Source organism: Methylosinus sp. is20ea (genome assembly GCF_059718135.1).
In genome coordinates this window covers 572,480-592,942 of record NZ_AP046088.1, presented here as the reverse complement: position 1 = coordinate 592,942, position 20,463 = coordinate 572,480, and the positions used below count along the sequence as shown (strand labels likewise).

5 protein-coding genes and 2 pseudogenes are annotated in these 20,463 nt (G+C 64.9%); all 7 read right to left on the bottom strand.

What is annotated here, in order from left to right; genetic code table 11:
* Window positions 1-96: 96 nt before the first annotated feature.
* Window positions 97-419 (bottom strand): annotated as a pseudogene (locus AC6IY7_RS02600) (transposase); the annotation flags it as partial.
* A gap of 102 nt (window positions 420-521) precedes the next feature.
* Window positions 522-605: pseudogene (locus AC6IY7_RS02595) on the bottom strand (IS6 family transposase); the annotation flags it as partial.
* 116 nt (window positions 606-721) lie between these two features.
* Window positions 722-3,109 (bottom strand): penicillin acylase family protein, encoded by a 2,388-nt coding sequence (locus AC6IY7_RS02590; protein ID WP_497781453.1) that lies wholly within the window; start codon window positions 3,107-3,109, stop codon window positions 722-724.
* A 2-nt stretch (window positions 3,110-3,111) separates the two neighbouring features.
* Window positions 3,112-4,953, bottom strand: a complete 1,842-nt coding sequence (locus AC6IY7_RS02585; protein ID WP_497781452.1) for a cyclic peptide export ABC transporter — start codon at window positions 4,951-4,953, stop codon at window positions 3,112-3,114.
* The gene (locus tag AC6IY7_RS02580) at window positions 4,931-12,343 is read right to left on the bottom strand and encodes an amino acid adenylation domain-containing protein (RefSeq protein ID WP_497781451.1); all 7,413 of its coding nucleotides are present in this window, start codon (window positions 12,341-12,343) and stop codon (window positions 4,931-4,933) included. Before AC6IY7_RS02580 ends, AC6IY7_RS02585 begins: the two co-directional genes overlap by 23 nt.
* A complete protein-coding gene (locus AC6IY7_RS02575) occupies window positions 12,340-18,858 on the bottom strand; it encodes an amino acid adenylation domain-containing protein (protein WP_497781450.1) in 6,519 nt (2,172 codons plus the stop codon). Before AC6IY7_RS02575 ends, AC6IY7_RS02580 begins: the two co-directional genes overlap by 4 nt.
* Window positions 18,859-18,891: 33 nt before the next feature.
* Complete coding sequence (locus tag AC6IY7_RS02570; protein WP_497781449.1) at window positions 18,892-20,448, bottom strand: MBL fold metallo-hydrolase; 1,557 nt, start codon at window positions 20,446-20,448, stop codon at window positions 18,892-18,894.
* Window positions 20,449-20,463: the final 15 nt, after the last annotated feature.

Sequence of the window (20,463 nt, the reverse complement as noted above, 5' to 3'; positions counted from 1 at the left end):
CTCCATTGGAGCTGCAATCGAGCAATTAAAACGTCGACGAATATTTTTCGATCTCGCAAACGTTTCGTGAGATTCTCGAAGGCCGCATCGTCGAACGCGACTTGCGCGCCGCGCCTTCTTCCACCAAACGTAGACGCCGGTGACCGACAGCATGGCGGTGACAAGGCCGAACGCATTCGCCATATGTAGAGCGACAAGCAGGGCGGCGAAGTAGTTTGCGCATTGAGCGGGCTCGAAGATGTCGGCGCAGGCTTCGAGGGTGCGCATCAGAGCGCCGGTGTGCGCTCGGCGATTTTGCTCAGATGCACTTTCAGCTTGGAAAACGCCTTCTCGATCGGGTTCATGTTGGGGCTATAGGGCGGGAGATTGTGCAGCTTTGCGCCGGCGGCCTCGATCATCTCCTCGACGCGCGGGCCCTTGTCGTCGCATACCTTTGTTCCGCCATCGTGCGGAGGCAATGCAGGTGAATGGCGATGGCCGAGCGGTGGGAAAATAGGGATGGGACGGGATTGCGGACTGCGGAGAGGGAAATACAGCCAGACGGCGTGGGCGATGATCTGTGGTGGGAAGCGATGGCGCCTGTCGCTCGGGGTCGGTCGGTTCATGATGCCAAAGTGACTCACCGCAACCTACTTGTCGGTTAACGTGACATCAACCCGGCAGGTGTGAGCAAGTCCCCTAGGAGCCGTTTTGCTTCACGTAAATTGAAGCATTTGGTCAGCTATCGTGCCGGCTTCAAGAGCATCGTGTTGCGTGTGTCAGATATGCGGAACGGCCGCGAACGCCCGGCAACCCAATCCGCTTCCTGATCCGCATAATGGGGGGAACCGAGTTGCCCAGATTGACCGGCCGCCATCTGCATTAACCCCTCCGTCTCATGCCCTGGCGCTACGACCATCCGCGCGTTGGCTCCGGAACTCTTGCCTTCTTCTGAAAAATAAAATCTGACACATTGCGCGCATCCAGAAACGGGTGCGCGCGGCATGTTCAGGAAAGGGGCAAGCACGGGCGCGGCGACCGCGAGCGGGTGACGAATCTCGACCCGATTTGTTTCTCCCCAGCTGAGTTCGCTTGCGGCGCGCCCTCCATTGAACTGTGCCACGCGCCGCGCGCTTTCCACCAGCATGGCGCGCAGAAAATGCATCCAATCACGATGCTTGCTGCGGTCCGGAAGCAATTCGGGAAGCTTGGTGTCGACGATGCGCTGGAGCGGGACATCGACATTGGCCCAGTCATAGGCGAAGCCCGGGTCGAGCGCGCGGCATCTCGCCAGCAAGGGTGACAGAACGGCATCGATCAGCGACTTGCGGAACTCGATAAGCAACGGGAGCCCGAGGCTCGCGCTTTCCGCGCGCCCGTCCCAGGCTTCGAGCGCGCGGATCGAGTTAGCGGAGTCTTTGTCGCTCTCGCTGTCGGCACCCTCCAAGGCTCGCAACGCGACGATCTGATAATATCGGTAGAACTCGGTCGAGGCGTCTAGCTGAAGCGCTGCCATATCGTTCTCGTTGACGTGCGACAGCTCGCTCAGGCGCCGGCTGATCCGCCAGGCGCGAAACCCTCCAGAATAGTCATGGCCGATCTTTGGCGCGAGCTCGGAAGCGCCGAGCATGCGCTGATTGGCGTTGACGATATAGCCCGATGCGGGATTCTCGATGCTGGGAAGTTCATCCTTCGAATAGTAACCGTCCCATCCGACACTACCATCGTCCCAAAATTCGGCGAAAAGGCCGGTGAAACCGCGTCGTTTCGGAATACGCCCCATCAAGGTCCAGGCAATCGCACCGGAGCTGTCCGCAAGGAGAGCATTGAGCGGAGGAACGCCCGTATCGCGCAAGAGCGGCATCGCGTCCGCGACGGTCGCGACTCCGTCCATTTCCATCAGATCGAGATTTGTCGCCGCGGGATCGAGCATCGTCCAGCGGATGGCGATCTCATCGCCGAGCAGCGGCTCGGGCAGAATCGGGCCCCAGATCGTATCTTTGACTCGCAGCTCGACCGAAGCCCCGCCCCGCACGTCTATGCGCTCCTCACGGACCGAAAAGTGTCGTGCGCCCTCGGGCGTGCGATATTTCTCAGGCTCGCCCGAGTCCCTATGCAGTCGAACCAGATCGACGAAGTCGCCCTCGACGCTCGTGAGCCCCCAGGCGACGCGCCCGTTCGACCCCGCGATGACCAGCGGCAGTCCCGGCAGCGTCAAGCCTTCGATCCGAGACGCGCCGTAGGCGAGGTCGGCCTGATACCAGATGTTCGGGGTTTCGAGCCGCAGATGCATGTCATTGGCGAGAAGCGCACGGCCATCTCGGGTCCTGCCGGGCGAAACGATCCACCCGTTGGAGCCGCGCGGCGTCCGTTCGCTCTGGACGAGGCCCGCGCTGCGCGGACGCTCTCCCGCTTCCCGCATGAGCTGCGCGAGTTCCAGAACCGGAAGCGCGCCCGGCGCGCAGCGCTCGGGCGCTCGCGGCGCGAGCTCTTCGTTGTAGCAGTCGCCGTCCGGCGTCAGGAATTCGACGACCGGCGCCGGAAGAGCCGCGCGCATGACGCTGGCCGTGCGTTCTTGATCCGCCGAAAAGGACAGATTCGCCAGATTGAAGGCGACCAGGATGCTGTCGCGCGGACGCCATGGCTCCGGCGCATAGGCCAGCACGATGAATTCCCACGGCCATATGGGGGCGTCCCGCATCGCTTGATTGACGCCTGCGGCATATGCGTCCAGCGCCGCTCGCTGCGCGGCCGGAAGCTGTCGCAGGACCGCGTCGGCGAGGCGTTCGAAGCCCATTGTGCGGCTCCAGGCGTCCTCCTTGACCAATGCTGAGCCGAAGAGCTCCGCCAATCTTCCGCCTGTCTTGCGGCGGAGCATGTCCAGCTGGAACAGCCGGTCCCGCGCCGTCGCATAGCCCAGAGCGGCATAGGCGTCCGTTCGGCTTTGAGCGCGGATATGCGGCACGCCGATCGCATCGAACTCCACCACGACCGATTGTTCGAGACCGGACACGACATGGGAGCCGTGCTCCTCTGAAACCGGCAGGCGCACGATCGCATATAGCGCCGCCGCCACCGTCAGGAGAGCGCCGCCGGCGAAGCGGCCGAGGCAAAGCATCATCTTACGCATGTTCAGCCACTCTTGCGGCTTGGCTCGCAAGCCTCGTGAACGGGCCGCGGCGCCTCGATCTGTCCGGCGGTCATTTGCAGGACGTAATCGGCCAAATGAAAATAGCGGTCGTCGTGCGTGATCACTATGACCGTCTTTCCTCGTGCTTTCAGGTCCGGCAGAAGCTTACGGTAGAAGATCTCGCGGTACTGCGGATCCTGCTCGGCGGCCCATTCGTCGAAGAGATAGAACGGCCGATCCTCCACATAGGCGGTGAGCAGCGCCAGCCTCTTGCGCTGCCCGCGCGATAGGTCGACCGTCGAGAAGCGGCCGTCTTCGATGCGAAGCTTCTTGTCGAGTTTGAGAAGCGCGAGTAGCTCTTCGGCGCGCGCTTGCGCTTCGGCGCCTGCGTAACCGAGAAGTGAGTCGAAGATGAACGCGTCGGCGAAGACGGCGGAAAAATTCTGTCGATAGGCTTCCCGATTCTCATCGACGACGCATTCGCCGCCGAGCCGGATATCACCGCCGCCCGGGGGAAACAAGCCCAGGATGAGCATGGCCAAGGTCGTCTTGCCGCTGCCGTTGCCCCCCGTCACGAACACCAGCTCCCCGGGCTCGATACGAAGATCAATCGGCCCCAATCGATAGCCGACCTCGTCATTGTCCCCTTGATATTGATGCGTTACGCCAACGAGCTCCAACGGGCTCGGTCGTGACCGGCAGAAGGCCGGCGGCGCCTCGGCGGCGGCATCGGCCTCCACCGCCAGCTTCAGTCCCATCGCTTCGATATTGCGAAGCGCCACGACGCCTTTGCTGATATTCGGAAGCCAGCTTCCCACCATCGACAGCGGCCCTCCGAGGAACAGAACGGCGAGCGCGAAGCCGATCGACGTCTCCGAGGAAATCGTCAGAAAATTCGGGACAACAAACAAAATCAAGCCGATTAACAAGTAGAACAGCGCATCCACCCAGCGATCGACCAGAATCAGGATCGCCAGCGCCTTGATTTTTTGGCTCTTGAGAGTGCGCGCTGTACCGCGCAGTTCGTCGTCCAGAAAGGCCTGCCGACGTCGCGCGTCGATCTTCAGCTCCTTGCCGCCTTCGGTCGCGGCACGGAAATGTCCAAACATCGAGTTCTCCGTTCGCCGGGCCTGCTCGAACCACCGCAGAGCCCATTTCTGCGGGACTTGCAGCCCGACGAAACACAGGGTCACATAGACCGCCGAAGCGAGACAGAGAGACGGGGACAGCAGGCAGAGATAGACGAACACGGCGATGACCTTCGAGCCTTCGATGAAAAACGAAGGCAAGGATTCCTGAGCAACTACGACGCTCTCGACATCGCTGGTGAGGGCGGCCATGAGCCGATGCGCCCCCAACGCCTGCACCTGCCGCATCGGGGCCGCGAGAATGCACCGGCTGAGCCAGAGGCGAAGGCTGTAGAGATTTTCTTGGGCGATCCTAGATAACAGGATCTGCGACACGGCGCTCGTTGCGACCGCAATCGCGCAGAGGGCGAAAAAGCCGATGGCGGCCTCCGCTGTTCTCTGCCCTCCGCTCTCGAGCGCGCGCGCGATGAAGGTGAGAAGGCAGGCGCTGCTTGCACCGGCGATCACGCCTGTGGCTACCGAGAACGCCACGGTGGTTTTCGACGCAGCGAAAACGCGCCACAAACGCCAAGCCGTGACACGCGGTCCATTCATATCCGTGCTCGCGTCGCTCATGGTCAGCTCCGAAATCTTTCGCTCTTCCTCAGCGACGGCGCCCGGGGCGCCGGCGCTTTCCGACGCGGCATGCGAATTCTTCGGCGCACGCCACGGCGCAGCCTCGTTTCCTTCCGTGTCATTCGGGCGCCCACAGCGCATCGACGATTTCCTGGTGCACGCGTTCGTCGACCACGATTTCCTCGTGCGTCGCATCAACCCATCGCGTCTCGACGGCGCCTCGTGCAAAGCGCGTCAAGGCCACGGGGCCGGCGTTCGACGCCCCGCGCGCCTTGGAAGCTCGCCAGACGCTCAGATTTGCGAGCACTGAATCGAATTGCAGGCGGTCGAGCATGTCTTCGAACGCCATGCTGTCGTCGAAGAGCATGTCCAGGACCTCGGTCGACACATCCGTCCAGAGGCCGCGCTCCTGTCCCCAGATGCCTGCATATACGAAGCGTTCGCGATCGCTGTCTCCCGGCCGATTTCCGAGAAGATGACGCCGATCTTCCTCCGTCAGCGCCGTCTCTATATCCACGTCCTGAAAGTCGGCGAACTGCTCGACATAGTCCAAGGCGGTCGAACGTTCTCGGGACGAGCTCGCAGAGAGGCTTGGATCGAGCAAGCCGAGGAAGGCGACGCGTTCTCCCTCGGCTTCGAGCAGCGAAGCCATATTGAGAGCGATCGCTCCGCCTGCGCTCCAGCCGAGCAGAAGATAGGGGCCGTGCGGCTGATTGTTCCTTATCAAGCGGACATAGTCGGCGGCCATCTCCGCGATCGACAAGGCTCGGTACCCGGGCTCGAGCAGATGTCGCGATTGAATGCCGTGAACAGGCCGTACGGCTCCGACTCTTCTGGCGAGATCCTGATAGCGAATGACCGATCCGCCCGCCGGATGAATGCAATAGAGCGGGGTTCGGGCCGGGCCGGCGCTGAGCCGGACCAGCGGCGTCTGCATTTTCTCGTCGTCGGAAGAGATCAGCCGTGCGAGCTGCGAGACGGTCGGCGCGCGAAAAATCGCGGCCACGAACAATGTGCTGCAGACCGATCGGCGAATCCTCTCCACGAGCTTCAGGCCGAGAATCGAATTTCCGCCGAGGTCGAAGAAATTGTCGTCGACGCCGATACGTTCGAGGCCGAGAACCTCCTTGAACTCGCGAAGGAGAAGCCATTCCGTCACGCTCTTCGGCGGGGCATGGGCGTCTTGCGCATATTCGTCGAGGTCGCGGTCCGGCAACGCCTTGCGGTCGAGCTTGCCATTGGATGTGAGCGGCAGCGCCGCGAGCCGCACGAACAGCTGCGGGACCATGTAGTCCGGCAATTCGCGTCGCAGCGCCGCCTTCAGCAAAGCGAAATCCATTTCCCCTTCGCCCGTCACATATGCGACGAGCCGTTTGTCGCCGAAAACGTCCGGACGCGCCGCCACTAGCGTCTCGCGCACCTCGGGCAGGCGCCGCAGCGCCGTCTCGATCTCGCCGAGCTCGATGCGGAAGCCCCGGATCTTCACCTGATGATCGAGCCGTCCGAGGAACTCGATGTTCCCGTCTACCCGGAAGCGCGCCATATCCCCGGTGCGATACATTCGATCGCCGGACGCGTCGAACGGGTTGGGAACGAAGCGCTCCGCGGTCAGATCGGCGCGGCAGAGATAGCCGCGCGCGAGGCCGACGCCGCCGATATGGAGCTCGCCCGCGACGCCGATCGGAACAGGCTCCGCATTCGCGTCGAGAATGTAGGCTCGGGCATTGCTCACCGGGCGGCCGATCGGAATGTCGCACAACAAATCGGCGTCCCTGCTCGAACGGAAATAGGTTGCATTGACCGTGGCCTCGGTCGGCCCGTAGGTGTTTGTCCAGCCGATCTCGGCGCCGGACAGCGCACGCCACTGGCGCAGCGTCTCGACGTCTGCTTTCTCTCCGCCCACCGAGATCGCGCGCAGGCTTCCCGGAAGCGTCGCATTCGCTTCGGCCAGCCATTGCGTCAAATGACGCCAGACCGCTGTGGAGGCGTTCAGGAATGTCACATGCGCCTTCTCCAGCATGGCGACGAAGCTCGACCAGGACTCTCCCAGCCGCGCCGGCGCCAGGACGAGCCTGGCTCCGCTCGATAGAGCCGGAAAGATTTCTTCCACGGCCATATCGAAGCCGAGCGAGGCGAGTTGGAGAACGCGGTCGTCCGATCCGAGACTGAAAAGATCGATCTGGCCGAGTGTCAGATTGACCACGCCGCGGTGGGGCACGGCGACGCCTTTGGGCTTTCCGGTTGAGCCGGAGGTGTAGATGACATAGGCGAGGTTCTGCGGCGCGGCGCGCCTGCCGAGCGGCTCGGCGCTCTCGCGAGCGAGCGCCTCACGCTCTGCGTCCAGAAGCAGCACGGGCGTTCCAGAAGGAAGCCGATCCGCGAAACGCTCCTGCGCCAGCACGAGCCGCGGCGACGCGTCGGCGATCATATAGGCGAGCCGCTCGTCCGGATAATCGGGGTCGAGCGGCAGATAGGCTGCGCCGGCCTTCAGCACGCCGAGCAGACCCACCACCATGTCGAGTGAGCGCTCGACGCACAGGGCGACGATCGTCTCCGGCCCGACGCCGAGGCGAACGAGACGCCGCGCCAGCCGATTGGCGCGCGCCTCCAGCTCGCCATAGGTCAATTCTTCGTCCCCGAACACCGCCGCCGTCGCTTCCGGCCGCCGCCGGGCCTGCGCCTCGAACAGCTCGTGAATGCAAGCCTCGCGCGGAAAATCCGACGCCGTGTCGTTCCACTCCACCACCAGCCGATGACGCTCCGCGGCGGTCGTCAGCGGAAGCGCGTCGGCGCGCTGCATCGGATCGGCCGCGATCCCCTCCAGCAGCGTGAGGTAATGCGACGCCATCCGCTCGATCGTCGCAGGCTCGAACAGCGCCGTCGCATATTCGAGCGACGCGCTCATGCCTTTCCCCGCATCGCCGCCATCGGCCTCGGCGAGCTCCAGCGTCAGGTCGAACTTCGAGGTCCCGCTGTCCGTCTCCAGCGCCTCGATCCGCAGCCCCGGCAGAGCAAACGCCCGCTCCGGCGCGTTCTGATAAGCGAACATCGCCTGGAACAGCGAGCTGCGGCTCATGTCCCGCGCGGGCTGCAGCTCCTCCACCAGCCGCTCGAACGGCAGGTCCTGATGCTCTTGCGCGCCGAGCGCCGCCTCGCGAACCCGTTCCAGAAGCTCGACGAAGCTCGGCTCCCCCGAAAGGTCCGCCCGCAGGGCCAGCGTGTTGACGAAAAACCCGATCAGCCCTTCGAGCTCGACCCGCCGCCGGTTCGCCACTGGCGCGCCGACGCAGAAGTCCTTCTGTCCGCTGTAGCGCGACAGCAGCAGTTGAAACGTCGCCAGGAACGCCATGAACGGCGTCGCGCCCCGCTCGCGCGCCAGCTCCTTCACCCGCGCCGCCAGCCGCGCCGGAATCTCGAAACGATGCACGGCTCCGGCATGATCCTGCACGGGCGGGCGCGCATGGTCTGTCGGAAGCTCGAGAACGAAGGACGCTCCGCTCAGAGCCTGCCGCCAATAAGAAAGCTGCCGCTCCAGGACTTCGCCCTGCAGCCACTCCCGCTGCCACGCCGCGTAATCGGCGTATTGGATCGCCAGCGGCGGGAGCGGCGACGCCAGCCCCAGCATCCGCGCCTCGTAGAGCGCCGCGAACTCGCGCATCAGCACATCCGTCGACCAGCCGTCGGAGACGATGTGATGCAGAGTGAAGGCGACGACATGCTCGCGGGCTTTCGTCTCTTCGCCGATTCCGAGGTTGATCACGAGCACGCGCAAGAGCGGGCCGCGGGCCAGATCGAAGGGCCGTCGCGCCTCTGCGTCGATGAGGCGCCACGCCTCCCTCTCCCGCTCGTCGCGCGGCAACTCGCTCAGATCGACGACGGGACAGGCGATCACGAGCGACGGCGCCACGATCTGCGTCGCCTCTCCTTCCGACCCTCCGAAGCTCGTCCGCAATGCCTCATGGCGAGCCACGATCTCGTTCACGCTCCAGCAAACTACCGAAATATCCAGCGCGCCCACGATCCTCAGCGCCGCGGGAATGACATAGGACGCTTCGCCCGGACGAAGCTGCTCCAGAAAAAACAGGCGCTGCTGCGCGAACGACAGCGGCATAGGCGTGGCGCGCGACACGCGAGTGATGGGCGAGGTGGCGTCCGATTCCGCATATGCGTCGAATTCGAGCGCCGCCGCATATTCCGCGACAGTTGAACGCTCGAACAACATTCGTAACGACACCCGTCGCTGCGTTTCGTTTTTGATTCGCGCCGTCGCCTTGACAGCCTTCAGCGAATGTCCGCCGAGGTCGAAAAAGTCGTCATCGACTCCGATGCGTTCGAGGCCGAGCGCTTCGGCGAATATTCGGCACAGCGTCTCTTCCATCGACGTCCGTGGGGCGACGAAGTCGCTGCGCGTCGCCGTCGCGGGGTCGGGTTCAGGCAGCGCCTTGCGGTCGAGCTTGCCGCTCGACGTGAGCGGCAGTGCGTCGAGCCGCACGAACAGCGGCGGGACCATATAGTCCGGCAATTCCCGCCCCAGCGCGGCCTTCAGGGCCGCGAAATCCATTTCCCCTTCGCCCGTCACATAGGCGACGAGCCGCTTGTCGCCGAACGTGTCCGCCCGCGCCGCCACGGCGGCCTCGCGCACCTCGGGCAGGCGCCGCAGCGCCGCCTCGATCTCGCCGAGCTCGATGCGGAAGCCCCGGATCTTCACCTGATGATCGAGCCGCCCGAGGAACTCGATGTTCCCGTCCGCCCGGAAGCGCGCCAGATCCCCGGTGCGATACATTCGCTCGCCGGACGCGTCGAACGGGTTCGGAACGAAGCGCTCCGCGGTCAGCTCGGGGTGGCCGAAATAGCCGCGCGCGAGGCCCACGCCGCCGATATGGAGCTCCCCGGCGACGCCGACCGGAACCGGCGCGGCATTTGCGTCGAGAACATAGAGCTGGATATTCGCGATCGGACGGCCGATCGGCACGCTCTGCGAGCCGTCGTCGCGTAGACATTCGTATGCGCTGACGTCGATCGACGCCTCGGTCGGGCCGTAGAAATTATGAAGCTCCGCCCGCGACGCGGCGTGAAAATAGCGCACTGCCGTCACGGGTAGGTCCTCGCCGCCGCAGAACGTCCGCCGCAGCGACGGCAGCGCCGAGAGATTCGCGACGCTCATGAACGCCTGCAGCATCGACGGCACGAAATGCAGCGTAGTGACGCGGCGCCGCTCTATCAGCTCGGCGAGCCGCGCTGGCTCGCGATGGTCGTTCGGCCCCGCGAGCGCGAGACGGGCTCCCGCCTGCAGCGGCCAGAAGAACTCCCACACCGAGACGTCGAAGCCGAATGGGGTCTTTTGCAGGAGCGTGTCGTCGGCCTCGAGCCCGTAGCGCTTCTGCATGCAGTCGATGCGGTTGACCACGCCGCGGTGGGGCACGGCGACGCCTTTGGGCTTTCCGGTTGAGCCGGAGGTGTAGATGACATAGGCGAGGTTCTGCGGCGCGGCGCGGCGGCCGAGCGGCTCGGCGCTCTCGCGAGCGAGCGCCTCACGCTCTGCGTCCAGAAGCAGCACGGGCGCTCCAGAGGGGAGCCGGTCCGCGAAACGCTCCTGCGCCAGCACGAGCCGCGGCGACGCGTCGGCGATCATATAGGCGAGCCGCTCGTCCGGATAATCGGGGTCGAGCGGCAGATAGGCTGCGCCGGCCTTCAGCACGCCGAGCAGACCCACCACCATGTCGAGTGAGCGCTCGACGCACAGGGCGACGATCGTCTCCGGCCCGACGCCGAGCCGGACGAGGCGCCGCGCCAGCCGATTGGCGCGCGCCTCCAGCTCGCCATAGGTCAATTCTTCGTCCCCGAACACTGCCGCCGTCGCTTCCGGCCGCCGCCGGGCCTGCGCCTCGAACAGCTCGTGGATGCAAGCCTCGCGCGGAAAATCCGACGCCGTGTCGTTCCACTCCACCACCAGCCGATGACGCTCCGCGGCGGTCGTCAGCGGAAGCGCGTCGGCGCGCTGCATCGGATCGGCCGCGATCCCCTCCAGCAGCGTGAGGTAATGCGACGCCATCCGCTCGATCGTCGCAGGCTCGAACAGCGCCGTCGCATATTCGAGCGACGCGCTCATGCCTTTCCCCGCATCGCCGCCATCGGCCTCGGCGAGCTCCAGCGTCAGGTCGAACTTCGAGGTCCCGCTGTCCGTCTCCAGCGCCTCGATCCGCAGCCCCGGCAGAGCAAACGCCCGCTCCGGCGCGTTCTGATAAGCGAACATCGCCTGGAACAGCGAGCTGCGGCTCATGTCCCGCGCGGGCTGCAGCTCCTCCACCAGCCGCTCGAACGGCAGGTCCTGATGCTCTTGCGCGCCGAGCGCCGCCTCGCGAACCCGTTCCAGAAGCTCGACGAAGCTCGGCTCCCCCGAAAGGTCCGCCCGCAGGGCCAGCGTGTTGACGAAAAACCCGATCAGCCCTTCGAGCTCGACCCGCCGCCGGTTCGCCACTGGCGCGCCGACGCAGAAGTCCTTCTGTCCGCTGTAGCGCGACAGCAGCAGTTGAAACGTCGCCAGGAACGCCATGAACGGCGTCGCGCCCCGCTCGCGCGCCAGCTCCTTCACCCGCGCCGCCAGCCGCGCCGGAATCTCGAAACGATGCACGGCTCCGGCATGATCCTGCACGGGCGGGCGCGCATGGTCTGTCGGAAGCTCGAGAACGAAGGACGCTCCGCTCAGAGCCTGCCGCCAATAAGAAAGCTGCCGCTCCAGGACTTCGCCCTGCAGCCACTCCCGCTGCCACGCCGCGTAATCGGCGTATTGGATCGCCAGCGGCGGGAGCGGCGACGCCAGCCCCAGCATCCGCGCCTCGTAGAGCGCCGCGAACTCGCGCATCAGCACATCCGTCGACCAGCCGTCGGAGACGATGTGATGCAGAGTGAAGGCGACGACATGCTCGCGGGCTTTCGTCTCTTCGCCGATTCCGAGGTTGATCACGAGCACGCGCAAGAGCGGGCCGCGGGCCAGATCGAAGGGCCGTCGCGCCTCTGCGTCGATGAGGCGCCACGCCTCCCTCTCCCGCTCGTCGCGCGGCAACTCGCTCAGATCGACGACGGGACAGGCGATCACGAGCGACGGCGCCACGATCTGCGTCGCCTCTCCTTCCGACCCTCCGAAGCTCGTCCGCAATGCCTCATGGCGAGCCACGATCTCGTTCACGCTCCAGCAAACTACCGAAATATCCAGCGCGCCCACGATCCTCAGCGCCGCGGGAATGACATAGGACGCTTCGCCCGGACGAAGCTGCTCCAGAAAAAACAGGCGCTGCTGCGCGAACGACAGCGGCATAGGCGTGGCGCGCGACACGCGAGTGATCGATCCGATCGAATATCCGCTCTCCGGTCGCGACAGAGCAGCCACCAGACTAACTTTGTGCTTCGTCAGAGCTCGCTTGATCTCATCCGTCAACGCGCCCATCGGCGCTTTGAGCTGCAGGCGGCCTTCATCGAGAGAGACGCTTATTCGACGAGAACGGATCTCGTTCATGAGTTCGATTGCGTTCATATCGCAAAATCCTCGAAAACGGCGTCTGCGGGATGAAGCTCATCCTGTCTCAGCGATTCGAGTGCTTTCCTCATGTCCAGCGCGTCCGCCAAGTCCGAAACTTTGTCGAACTGATAGAGCTGAGAGAGCGGCAGATCGACTCCGAGCACGTTCGATACGCGTGCGGCGAGCTGCATCGCCTTCAGCGAATGCCCGCCGAGCTTGAAGAAGCTGTCGTCGACGCCGACGCGCTCGAGGCCGAGCACTTCGGCGAAGGCCTCGCACAGTGTCTCCTCCGTCGGCGTGCGGGGCGCGACATAGACGCTGCGCGCGAGCGCCGTGGAGTCCGGTTCGGGCAACGCCTTGCGGTCGAGCTTGCCGTTGGATGTGAGCGGCAGCGCGTCGAGCCGCACGAACAGCGGCGGGACCATGTAGTCTGGCAATTCCCGCCCCAGCGCGGCCTTCAGGGCCGCGAAATCCATTTCCCCTTCGCCCGTCACATAGGCGACGAGCCGCTTGTCGCCGAACGTGTCCGCCCGCGCCGCCACGGCGGCCTCGCGCACCTCGGGCAGGCGCCGCAGCGCCGCCTCGATCTCGCCGAGCTCGATGCGGAAGCCCCGGATCTTCACCTGATGATCGAGCCGCCCGAGGAACTCGATGTTCCCGTCCGCCCGGAAGCGCGCCAGATCCCCGGTGCGATACATTCGCTCGCCGAATGCGTCGAACGGGTTCGGAACGAAGCGCTCCGCGGTCAGATCGGCCCGGCCGAGATAGCCGCGCGCCACTCCTGCCCCGCCGATATAAAGCTCTCCGGCTACTCCGACCGGAACAGGCTCCAGCCCGTCGCCCAGAAGATAAATCTGCGTGTTCGCGATCGGACGGCCGATCGGCGGATTTCGCCAGTCACGCTCGCTCAGCCGGATGAAGCTCGAATAGGTCGTGCATTCCGAAGGCCCGTAGAGATTGAACACGCTCCCGACCCCTTCGCGTCGCCCCAGCGCCTCGGCCAGGGTCGGCGGAAACGGCTCTCCCGCGAGGTTCACGATCCGAACGCAGGAGGGAAGCGCGTCGAGCCGCAGGAGATTCGCCATGGCCGAGGGCACGGTGTTGACGACATGCGGCGGATGGCGCCCGTCCAGCCCGGCGAGGTCGAACGCATTCTCGACGACGATGACGCTGCCGCCGAAGCAGAGCGGCAGGAACAGCTCGAACACTGCCAGATCGAAGCACAAGGACGTGGACGCCAGCGTCGTCGACACGTCGGATCGAAGGAAGATGTCCTTCGCCCAGTGCAGCATCGCCACCGTGTTGACATGCGCGATGGCGACGCCTTTGGGCTTTCCGGTGGAGCCTGAGGTGTAGATGACATAGGCGAGGTTCCGCGGCGCGGCGCGGCGGCCGAGCGGCTCGGCGCTCTCGCGAGCGAGCGCCTCACGCTCTGCGTCCAGAAGCAGCACGGGCGCTCCAGAGGGGAGCCGGTCCGCGAAACGCTCCTGCGCCAGCACGAGCCGCGGCGACGCGTCGGCGATCATATAGGCGAGCCGCTCGTCCGGATAATCGGGGTCGAGCGGCAGATAGGCTGCGCCGGCCTTCAGCACGCCGAGCAGACCCACCACCATGTCGAGTGAGCGCTCGACGCACAGGGCGACGATCGTCTCCGGCCCGACGCCGAGCCGGACGAGGCGCCGCGCCAGCCGATTGGCGCGCGCCTCCAGCTCGCCATAGGTCAATTCTTCGTCCCCGAACACTGCCGCCGTCGCTTCCGGCCGCCGCCGGGCCTGCGCCTCGAACAGCTCGTGGATGCAAGCCTCGCGCGGAAAATCCGACGCCGTGTCGTTCCACTCCACCACCAGCCGATGACGCTCCGCGGCGGAAAGAATGTCGAGAGCTCTGACCGCCGTCTCGGGCGCCTTCTCCAAAGCGCTCACGAGACCATGCAGAGTGGATCGCATGTAGTCGCATATGCAGGCTGGATCGATCGGCCGCCGTGTTTGCGCGGTCACCAGAAAGCCATTTCCGAAATCATCGATCGAGAGCGTCAGAGGATAGTTGGTCCGTTCTTCCGCGAACAGCAGCTCGACCCCGTCCATCGGCGTCACAACGGACTCCGCTCGATCCGAATCGTCTGCGCTGTGACGATAGTTCAGCAATGCGGAGAATAGCGGCGCCGGCGCGGCGACCTTGCTGCACCGTTGTGCCAATGAGAGCGATGCGTGTTCATGCGCGAGCAGATCGGAGAGCGCCTCGTGCGTGCTTCGCACGCCGACGACGCTCGAGCAGTTCAGGCGAATTCGAATCGGCAGGGTGTTGATGAAGACGCCGAGCGCCCGCGCAACGTCGGCCCCGCCGCTCAGGCGGCCGAGCAACACCGTGCCGAATACAACGTCCTGTCGCCCCGACAGCTCGCCGATCACCCGTGCGAAGGCCAAATGAAACAGGCACGCGGCGCCGACGCGGTATCGTTTTGCGCACTCCCTCAGCCGAATTGCGAGGCGCGCGTCCAGAGGGAGCCTCGCCTCCTCGATGGAAGAGGCGTCGCCGAGGATGTCCAAGACCCCGTAAGGCGCTGTCGGCTCGCTGACATCCCCGAGCATTGCGGTGAAGAATGCTTCATGCTCCCTGCGGCTCACGCCGAAACGCGATTGCGCCACGAAATTCCGGAAGGGCGTCGTCTCGTGCAGCGACGACATCGCTTCGCCAGCGAGTCGGGCTCTCGCTTCTTCGACGACGAGTTCGAGCGTCGTGTGGTCCAGAGCCAAATGATGCGCCAAAATAAGAAGGAGCCAGCGGCGTTTTGCGGCGTCATGCGCGACGAACGCGCGCATCAGCGGCGCGTTGCGAATATCCAGGCGAATTCGCCGCGGATTGAAGCGCTCGAGCATCTCTTCGGCAGATTCGACAGTCGCATTTTCGACGCACAAGGGAGCACTGCGCAGAACCACTTGCATCGGCTCCGGCAGCCCCTCCCACGCGATAGCGGTGCGCAGCACATCGTTTCGCTCGATGATTCCTCGGAGCGCTGCGACGAAGCTCTCCAACATCTCCCGTGAGGCGAATGCAAGCTGTATCGGCAGGAGATAGGAATCGCCGTCGACGCTTGCCAAGTGATGATACAGAATCCCTTCTTGCAGCGGCGCCAATGGATAGATGTCTTGAATGTTGGCGGCGCCGCCGGGCACGGATCGAGCGATGCGATCGATGTCCGCCTGAGAGAGTTTTACGAGCGTCAGCATTTCCGGCATAATGCAGAATTCGTCGGCGGGGATGAGATTGGGCGGGACTACCACCTCACGCCGCCTCGCCAAAGCGCCTGCCAGAGTCGCCGGTGTCGGCGCAACGAAGATCGTCCGAGCGTCTGCAGGCACGCCGCGCCGCTGCAGCAGGTCAATCGCCCTGATCGCCTTCAGCGAATGCCCGCCGAGCTCGAAGAAGCTGTCGTGGACGCCGACGCGCTCGAGGCCGAGCACTTCGGCGAATATCTCGCAGAGCGTCGCCTCCGTCGACGTGCGGGGCGCGACATAGACGCTGTGTGCGAGCGCCGTGGAATCCGGTTCGGGCAACGCCTTGCGGTCGAGCTTGCCATTGGATGTGAGCGGCAGAGCCTCGAGCCGCACGAACAGCGGCGGGACCATATAGTCCGGCAATTCCCGCCCCAGCGCGGCCTTCAGGGCCGCGAAATCCATTTCCCCTTCGCCCGTCACATAGGCGACGAGCCGCTTGTCGCCGAACGTGTCCGCCCGCGCCGCCACGGCGGCCTCGCGCACCTCGGGCAGGCGCCGCAGCGCCGCCTCGATCTCGCCGAGCTCGATGCGGAAGCCCCGGATCTTCACCTGATGATCGAGCCGCCCGAGGAACTCGATGTTCCCGTCCGCCCGGAAGCGCGCCAGATCCCCGGTGCGATACATTCGCTCGCCGAATGCGTCGAACGGGTTCGGAACGAAGCGCTCCGCGGTCAGATCGGCCCGGCCGAGATAGCCGCGCGCCACTCCTGCCCCGCCGATATAAAGCTCTCCGGCTACTCCGACCGGAACAGGCTCCAGCCCGTCGCCCAGAAGATAAATCTGCGTGTTCGCGATCGGACGGCCGATCGGCGGATTTCGCCAGTCACGCTCGCTCAGCCGGATGAAGCTCGAATAGGTCGTGCATTCCGAAGGCCCGTAGAGATTGAACACGCTCCCGACCCCTTCGCGTCGCCCCAGCGCCTCGGCCAGGGTCGGCGGAAACGGCTCTCCCGCGAGGTTCACGATCCGAACGCAGGAGGGAAGCGCGTCGAGCCGCAGGAGATTCGCCATGGCCGAGGGCACGGTGTTGACGACATGCGGCGGATGGCGCCCGTCCAGCCCGGCGAGGTCGAACGCATTCTCGACGACGATGACGCTGCCGCCGAAGCAGAGCGGCAGGAACAGCTCGAACATTGCCAGATCGAAGCACAAGGACGTGGACGCCAGCGTCGTCGACACGTCGGATCGAAGGAAGATGTCCTTCGCCCAGTGCAGCATCGCCACCGTGTTGACATGCGCGATGGCGACGCCTTTGGGCTTTCCGGTGGAGCCTGAGGTGTAGATGACATAGGCGAGGTTCCGCGGCGCGGCGCGGCGGCCGAGCGGCTCGGCGCTCTCGCGAGCGAGCGCCTCACGCTCTGCGTCCAGAAGCAGCACGGGCGCTCCAGAGGGGAGCCGGTCCGCGAAACGCTCCTGCGCCAGCACGAGCCGCGGCGACGCGTCGGCGATCATATAGGCGAGCCGCTCGTCCGGATAATCGGGGTCGAGCGGCAGATAGGCTGCGCCGGCCTTCAGCACGCCGAGCAGACCCACCACCATGTCGAGTGAGCGCTCGACGCACAGGGCGACGATCGTCTCCGGCCCGACGCCGAGCCGGACGAGGCGCCGCGCCAGCCGATTGGCGCGCGCCTCCAGCTCGCCATAGGTCAATTCTTCGTCCCCGAACACTGCCGCCGTCGCTTCCGGCCGCCGCCGGGCCTGCGCCTCGAACAGCTCGTGGATGCAAGCCTCGCGCGGAAAATCCGACGCCGTGTCGTTCCACTCCACCACCAGCCGATGACGCTCCGCGGCGGTCGTCAGCGGAAGCGCGTCGGCGCGCTGCATCGGATCGGCCGCGATCCCCTCCAGCAGCGTGAGGTAATGCGACGCCATCCGCTCGATCGTCGCAGGCTCGAACAGCGCCGTCGCATATTCGAGCGACGCGCTCATGCCTTTCCCCGCATCGCCGCCATCGGCCTCGGCGAGCTCCAGCGTCAGGTCGAACTTCGAGGTCCCGCTGTCCGTCTCCAGCGCCTCGATCCGCAGCCCCGGCAGAGCAAACGCCCGCTCCGGCGCGTTCTGATAAGCGAACATCGCCTGGAACAGCGAGCTGCGGCTCATGTCCCGCGCGGGCTGCAGCTCCTCCACCAGCCGCTCGAACGGCAGGTCCTGATGCTCTTGCGCGCCGAGCGCCGCCTCGCGAACCCGTTCCAGAAGCTCGACGAAGCTCGGCTCCCCCGAAAGGTCCGCCCGCAGGGCCAGCGTGTTGACGAAAAACCCGATCAGCCCTTCGAGCTCGACCCGCCGCCGGTTCGCCACTGGCGCGCCGACGCAGAAGTCCTTCTGTCCGCTGTAGCGCGACAGCAGCAGTTGAAACGTCGCCAGGAACGCCATGAACGGCGTCGCGCCCCGCTCGCGCGCCAGCTCCTTCACCCGCGCCGCCAGCCGCGCCGGAATCTCGAAACGATGCACGGCTCCGGCATGATCCTGCACGGGCGGGCGCGCATGGTCTGTCGGAAGCTCGAGAACGAAGGACGCTCCGCTCAGAGCCTGCCGCCAATAAGAAAGCTGCCGCTCCAGGACTTCGCCCTGCAGCCACTCCCGCTGCCACGCCGCGTAATCGGCGTATTGGATCGCCAGCGGCGGGAGCGGCGACGCCAGCCCCAGCATCCGCGCCTCGTAGAGCGCCGCGAACTCGCGCATCAGCACATCCGTCGACCAGCCGTCGGAGACGATGTGATGCAGAGTGAAGGCGACGACATGCTCGCGGGCTTTCGTCTCTTCGCCGATTCCGAGGTTGATCACGAGCACGCGCAAGAGCGGGCCGCGGGCCAGATCGAAGGGCCGTCGCGCCTCTGCGTCGATGAGGCGCCACGCCTCCCTCTCCCGCTCGTCGCGCGGCAACTCGCTCAGATCGACGACGGGACAGGCGATCACGAGCGACGGCGCCACGATCTGCGTCGCCTCTCCTTCCGACCCTCCGAAGCTCGTCCGCAATGCCTCATGGCGAGCCACGATCTCGTTCACGCTCCAGCAAACTACCGAAATATCCAGCGCGCCCATAAAGCGGAAAGCGCCGGCATTGTTGTAGATGGCGCGCTCGCGCTCGATGAGGTCGAGCAGCCACAGGCGTTGTTGTCCGAAAGAAAGCAATTTTCTCGCGCCGCTCGAGGGCTCGAGCGGACTCTCCGGAACCGCCCGCGTCTCGAGCCGCGTACGCAGCGTCGTCAATTTTTCGGGAGAGAGACGCGACAGACGCTCGACTAGATTAGCCATAATCGTCCTTCCTGGCTCTTGGATTCCTGTCGGTCAGATCATGATCTCTGCTCTGCCGAAGAGAAGTTGCGCGGAGACGCCGAGTTCGTCGCGGAGCGATCGGATGAATTTCGAGATCTCCGCCATGTACACATCGTCCTCGGCCGGAGTCAGCGCGAGCAGATAGCGAACCCAGGGCTCGCGCCCGACCGCATAGACGAACGCCTGCCGGCAGCGAACGGTGCGAGCCAGCTCCTTCGCGGCATCTGCGTTGCATCCGTTCGAGCGCCGCCCCTGGCTATGCCGGTTGTCGGGCTTGTTGGGCAGGATCGGCCCATAGACCCACGTCAGGGGCGCGCCGACGCACTCCATCCCGACGAAGAGCGCGTCGATGGCGCCCGTCTCGCGCGTAAGATGCGTATAGATGCCGGGATCGAGACAGTTTGAGTCCGCTGCGAAGAGGACGCTGCGCGTCCCCGCACAGATGAGGTAGGCGGCCTTCGCGCTGGGGAGATCATTGTGTTCGCCGAGAAATGGAACCGCGATGATCCGGCCGCCGGGAATCGCGATCTCATCCATCACGTCGACCTCCCGCACGTCCTCGAAGCCGAGCCGGCGTGCGAGCAACATCAGCGACGGATCCGCATAGAAGGCGCCGGAATTCTTCGGGACGACGATCGCGCCGATCTTGTGCCTCAATCGAAGCAGCGTTTCGATCACGAAATGGTCGTGATGCCCGTGTGTGATGAGCACATAGTCTATTCGTTCGGGCAGATCGCCGAAGCTGAAGCGCTCGACGTCATGCTGCTCGGGCCGAGCGGCGATCAGCGGATCGACGAGGATCGAGACGCCTGCGCCCTCGACGAGCGCGCAAGCATGGCCGAAATAGCGAATGCGAATTCCTTCGCCGCTCCACGGCGCCCGGATCGCGCCTTCGGCCTCACGCAGCAGCGCTCGTAGCCGCGCAGCCCGCGACTCTGGAACGTCCAGCATGAATCTGATTTCGTCGAACGGCTTCGGCTCCCGATCCAGCCGGAACAGCTCGTCGATCTTCGGATCGTCGAAGGCCACGTCCCAATCCACCGACTCCTCGCTCGAAAGCCTCGGCGTGCTCATGTAATAGGGACGTTCGAGATCGGCGTCGAGGCGGAACAATCGCAGCGATTGCGCCTCCTTCTTATACGATCCGCTCTTGTAGAGAAGCCCCTCGAGTGGCCGAACGATCGGCCGGTCATAGTAGTCATAGAGGAGCTCGACATAGCCCCGCAGCGGCGGCGGAAGACGCTGATAGTACGCTTCCAGGCTTTCGCCCTTCGCTTCGGATACGAGCTGGTTATGAAAGGCGATCAGCGTACGCGCGAATGCGAGGCTGTCCGCGAAGACAGTCTCGGTCTGCTGCGCAAACGCTTGCACCTCCGGCAGCCGAGTCGCCGGCACGTCGACGAAGGCGCCGCCCAGAAGCTTGGGATTACGGCACGACGCTTCGTGAATAGCGGGGGCGCCGAGATATGAATGCAGCGTTTTCAGCTGATAGTTCAAGAGATGCATGCCGTGAGTCACGGGAGCCATCACATGCGGCCACGCCACCCAACGTCCGATCAGCGGTTCCACACATGTGCTCTCTGC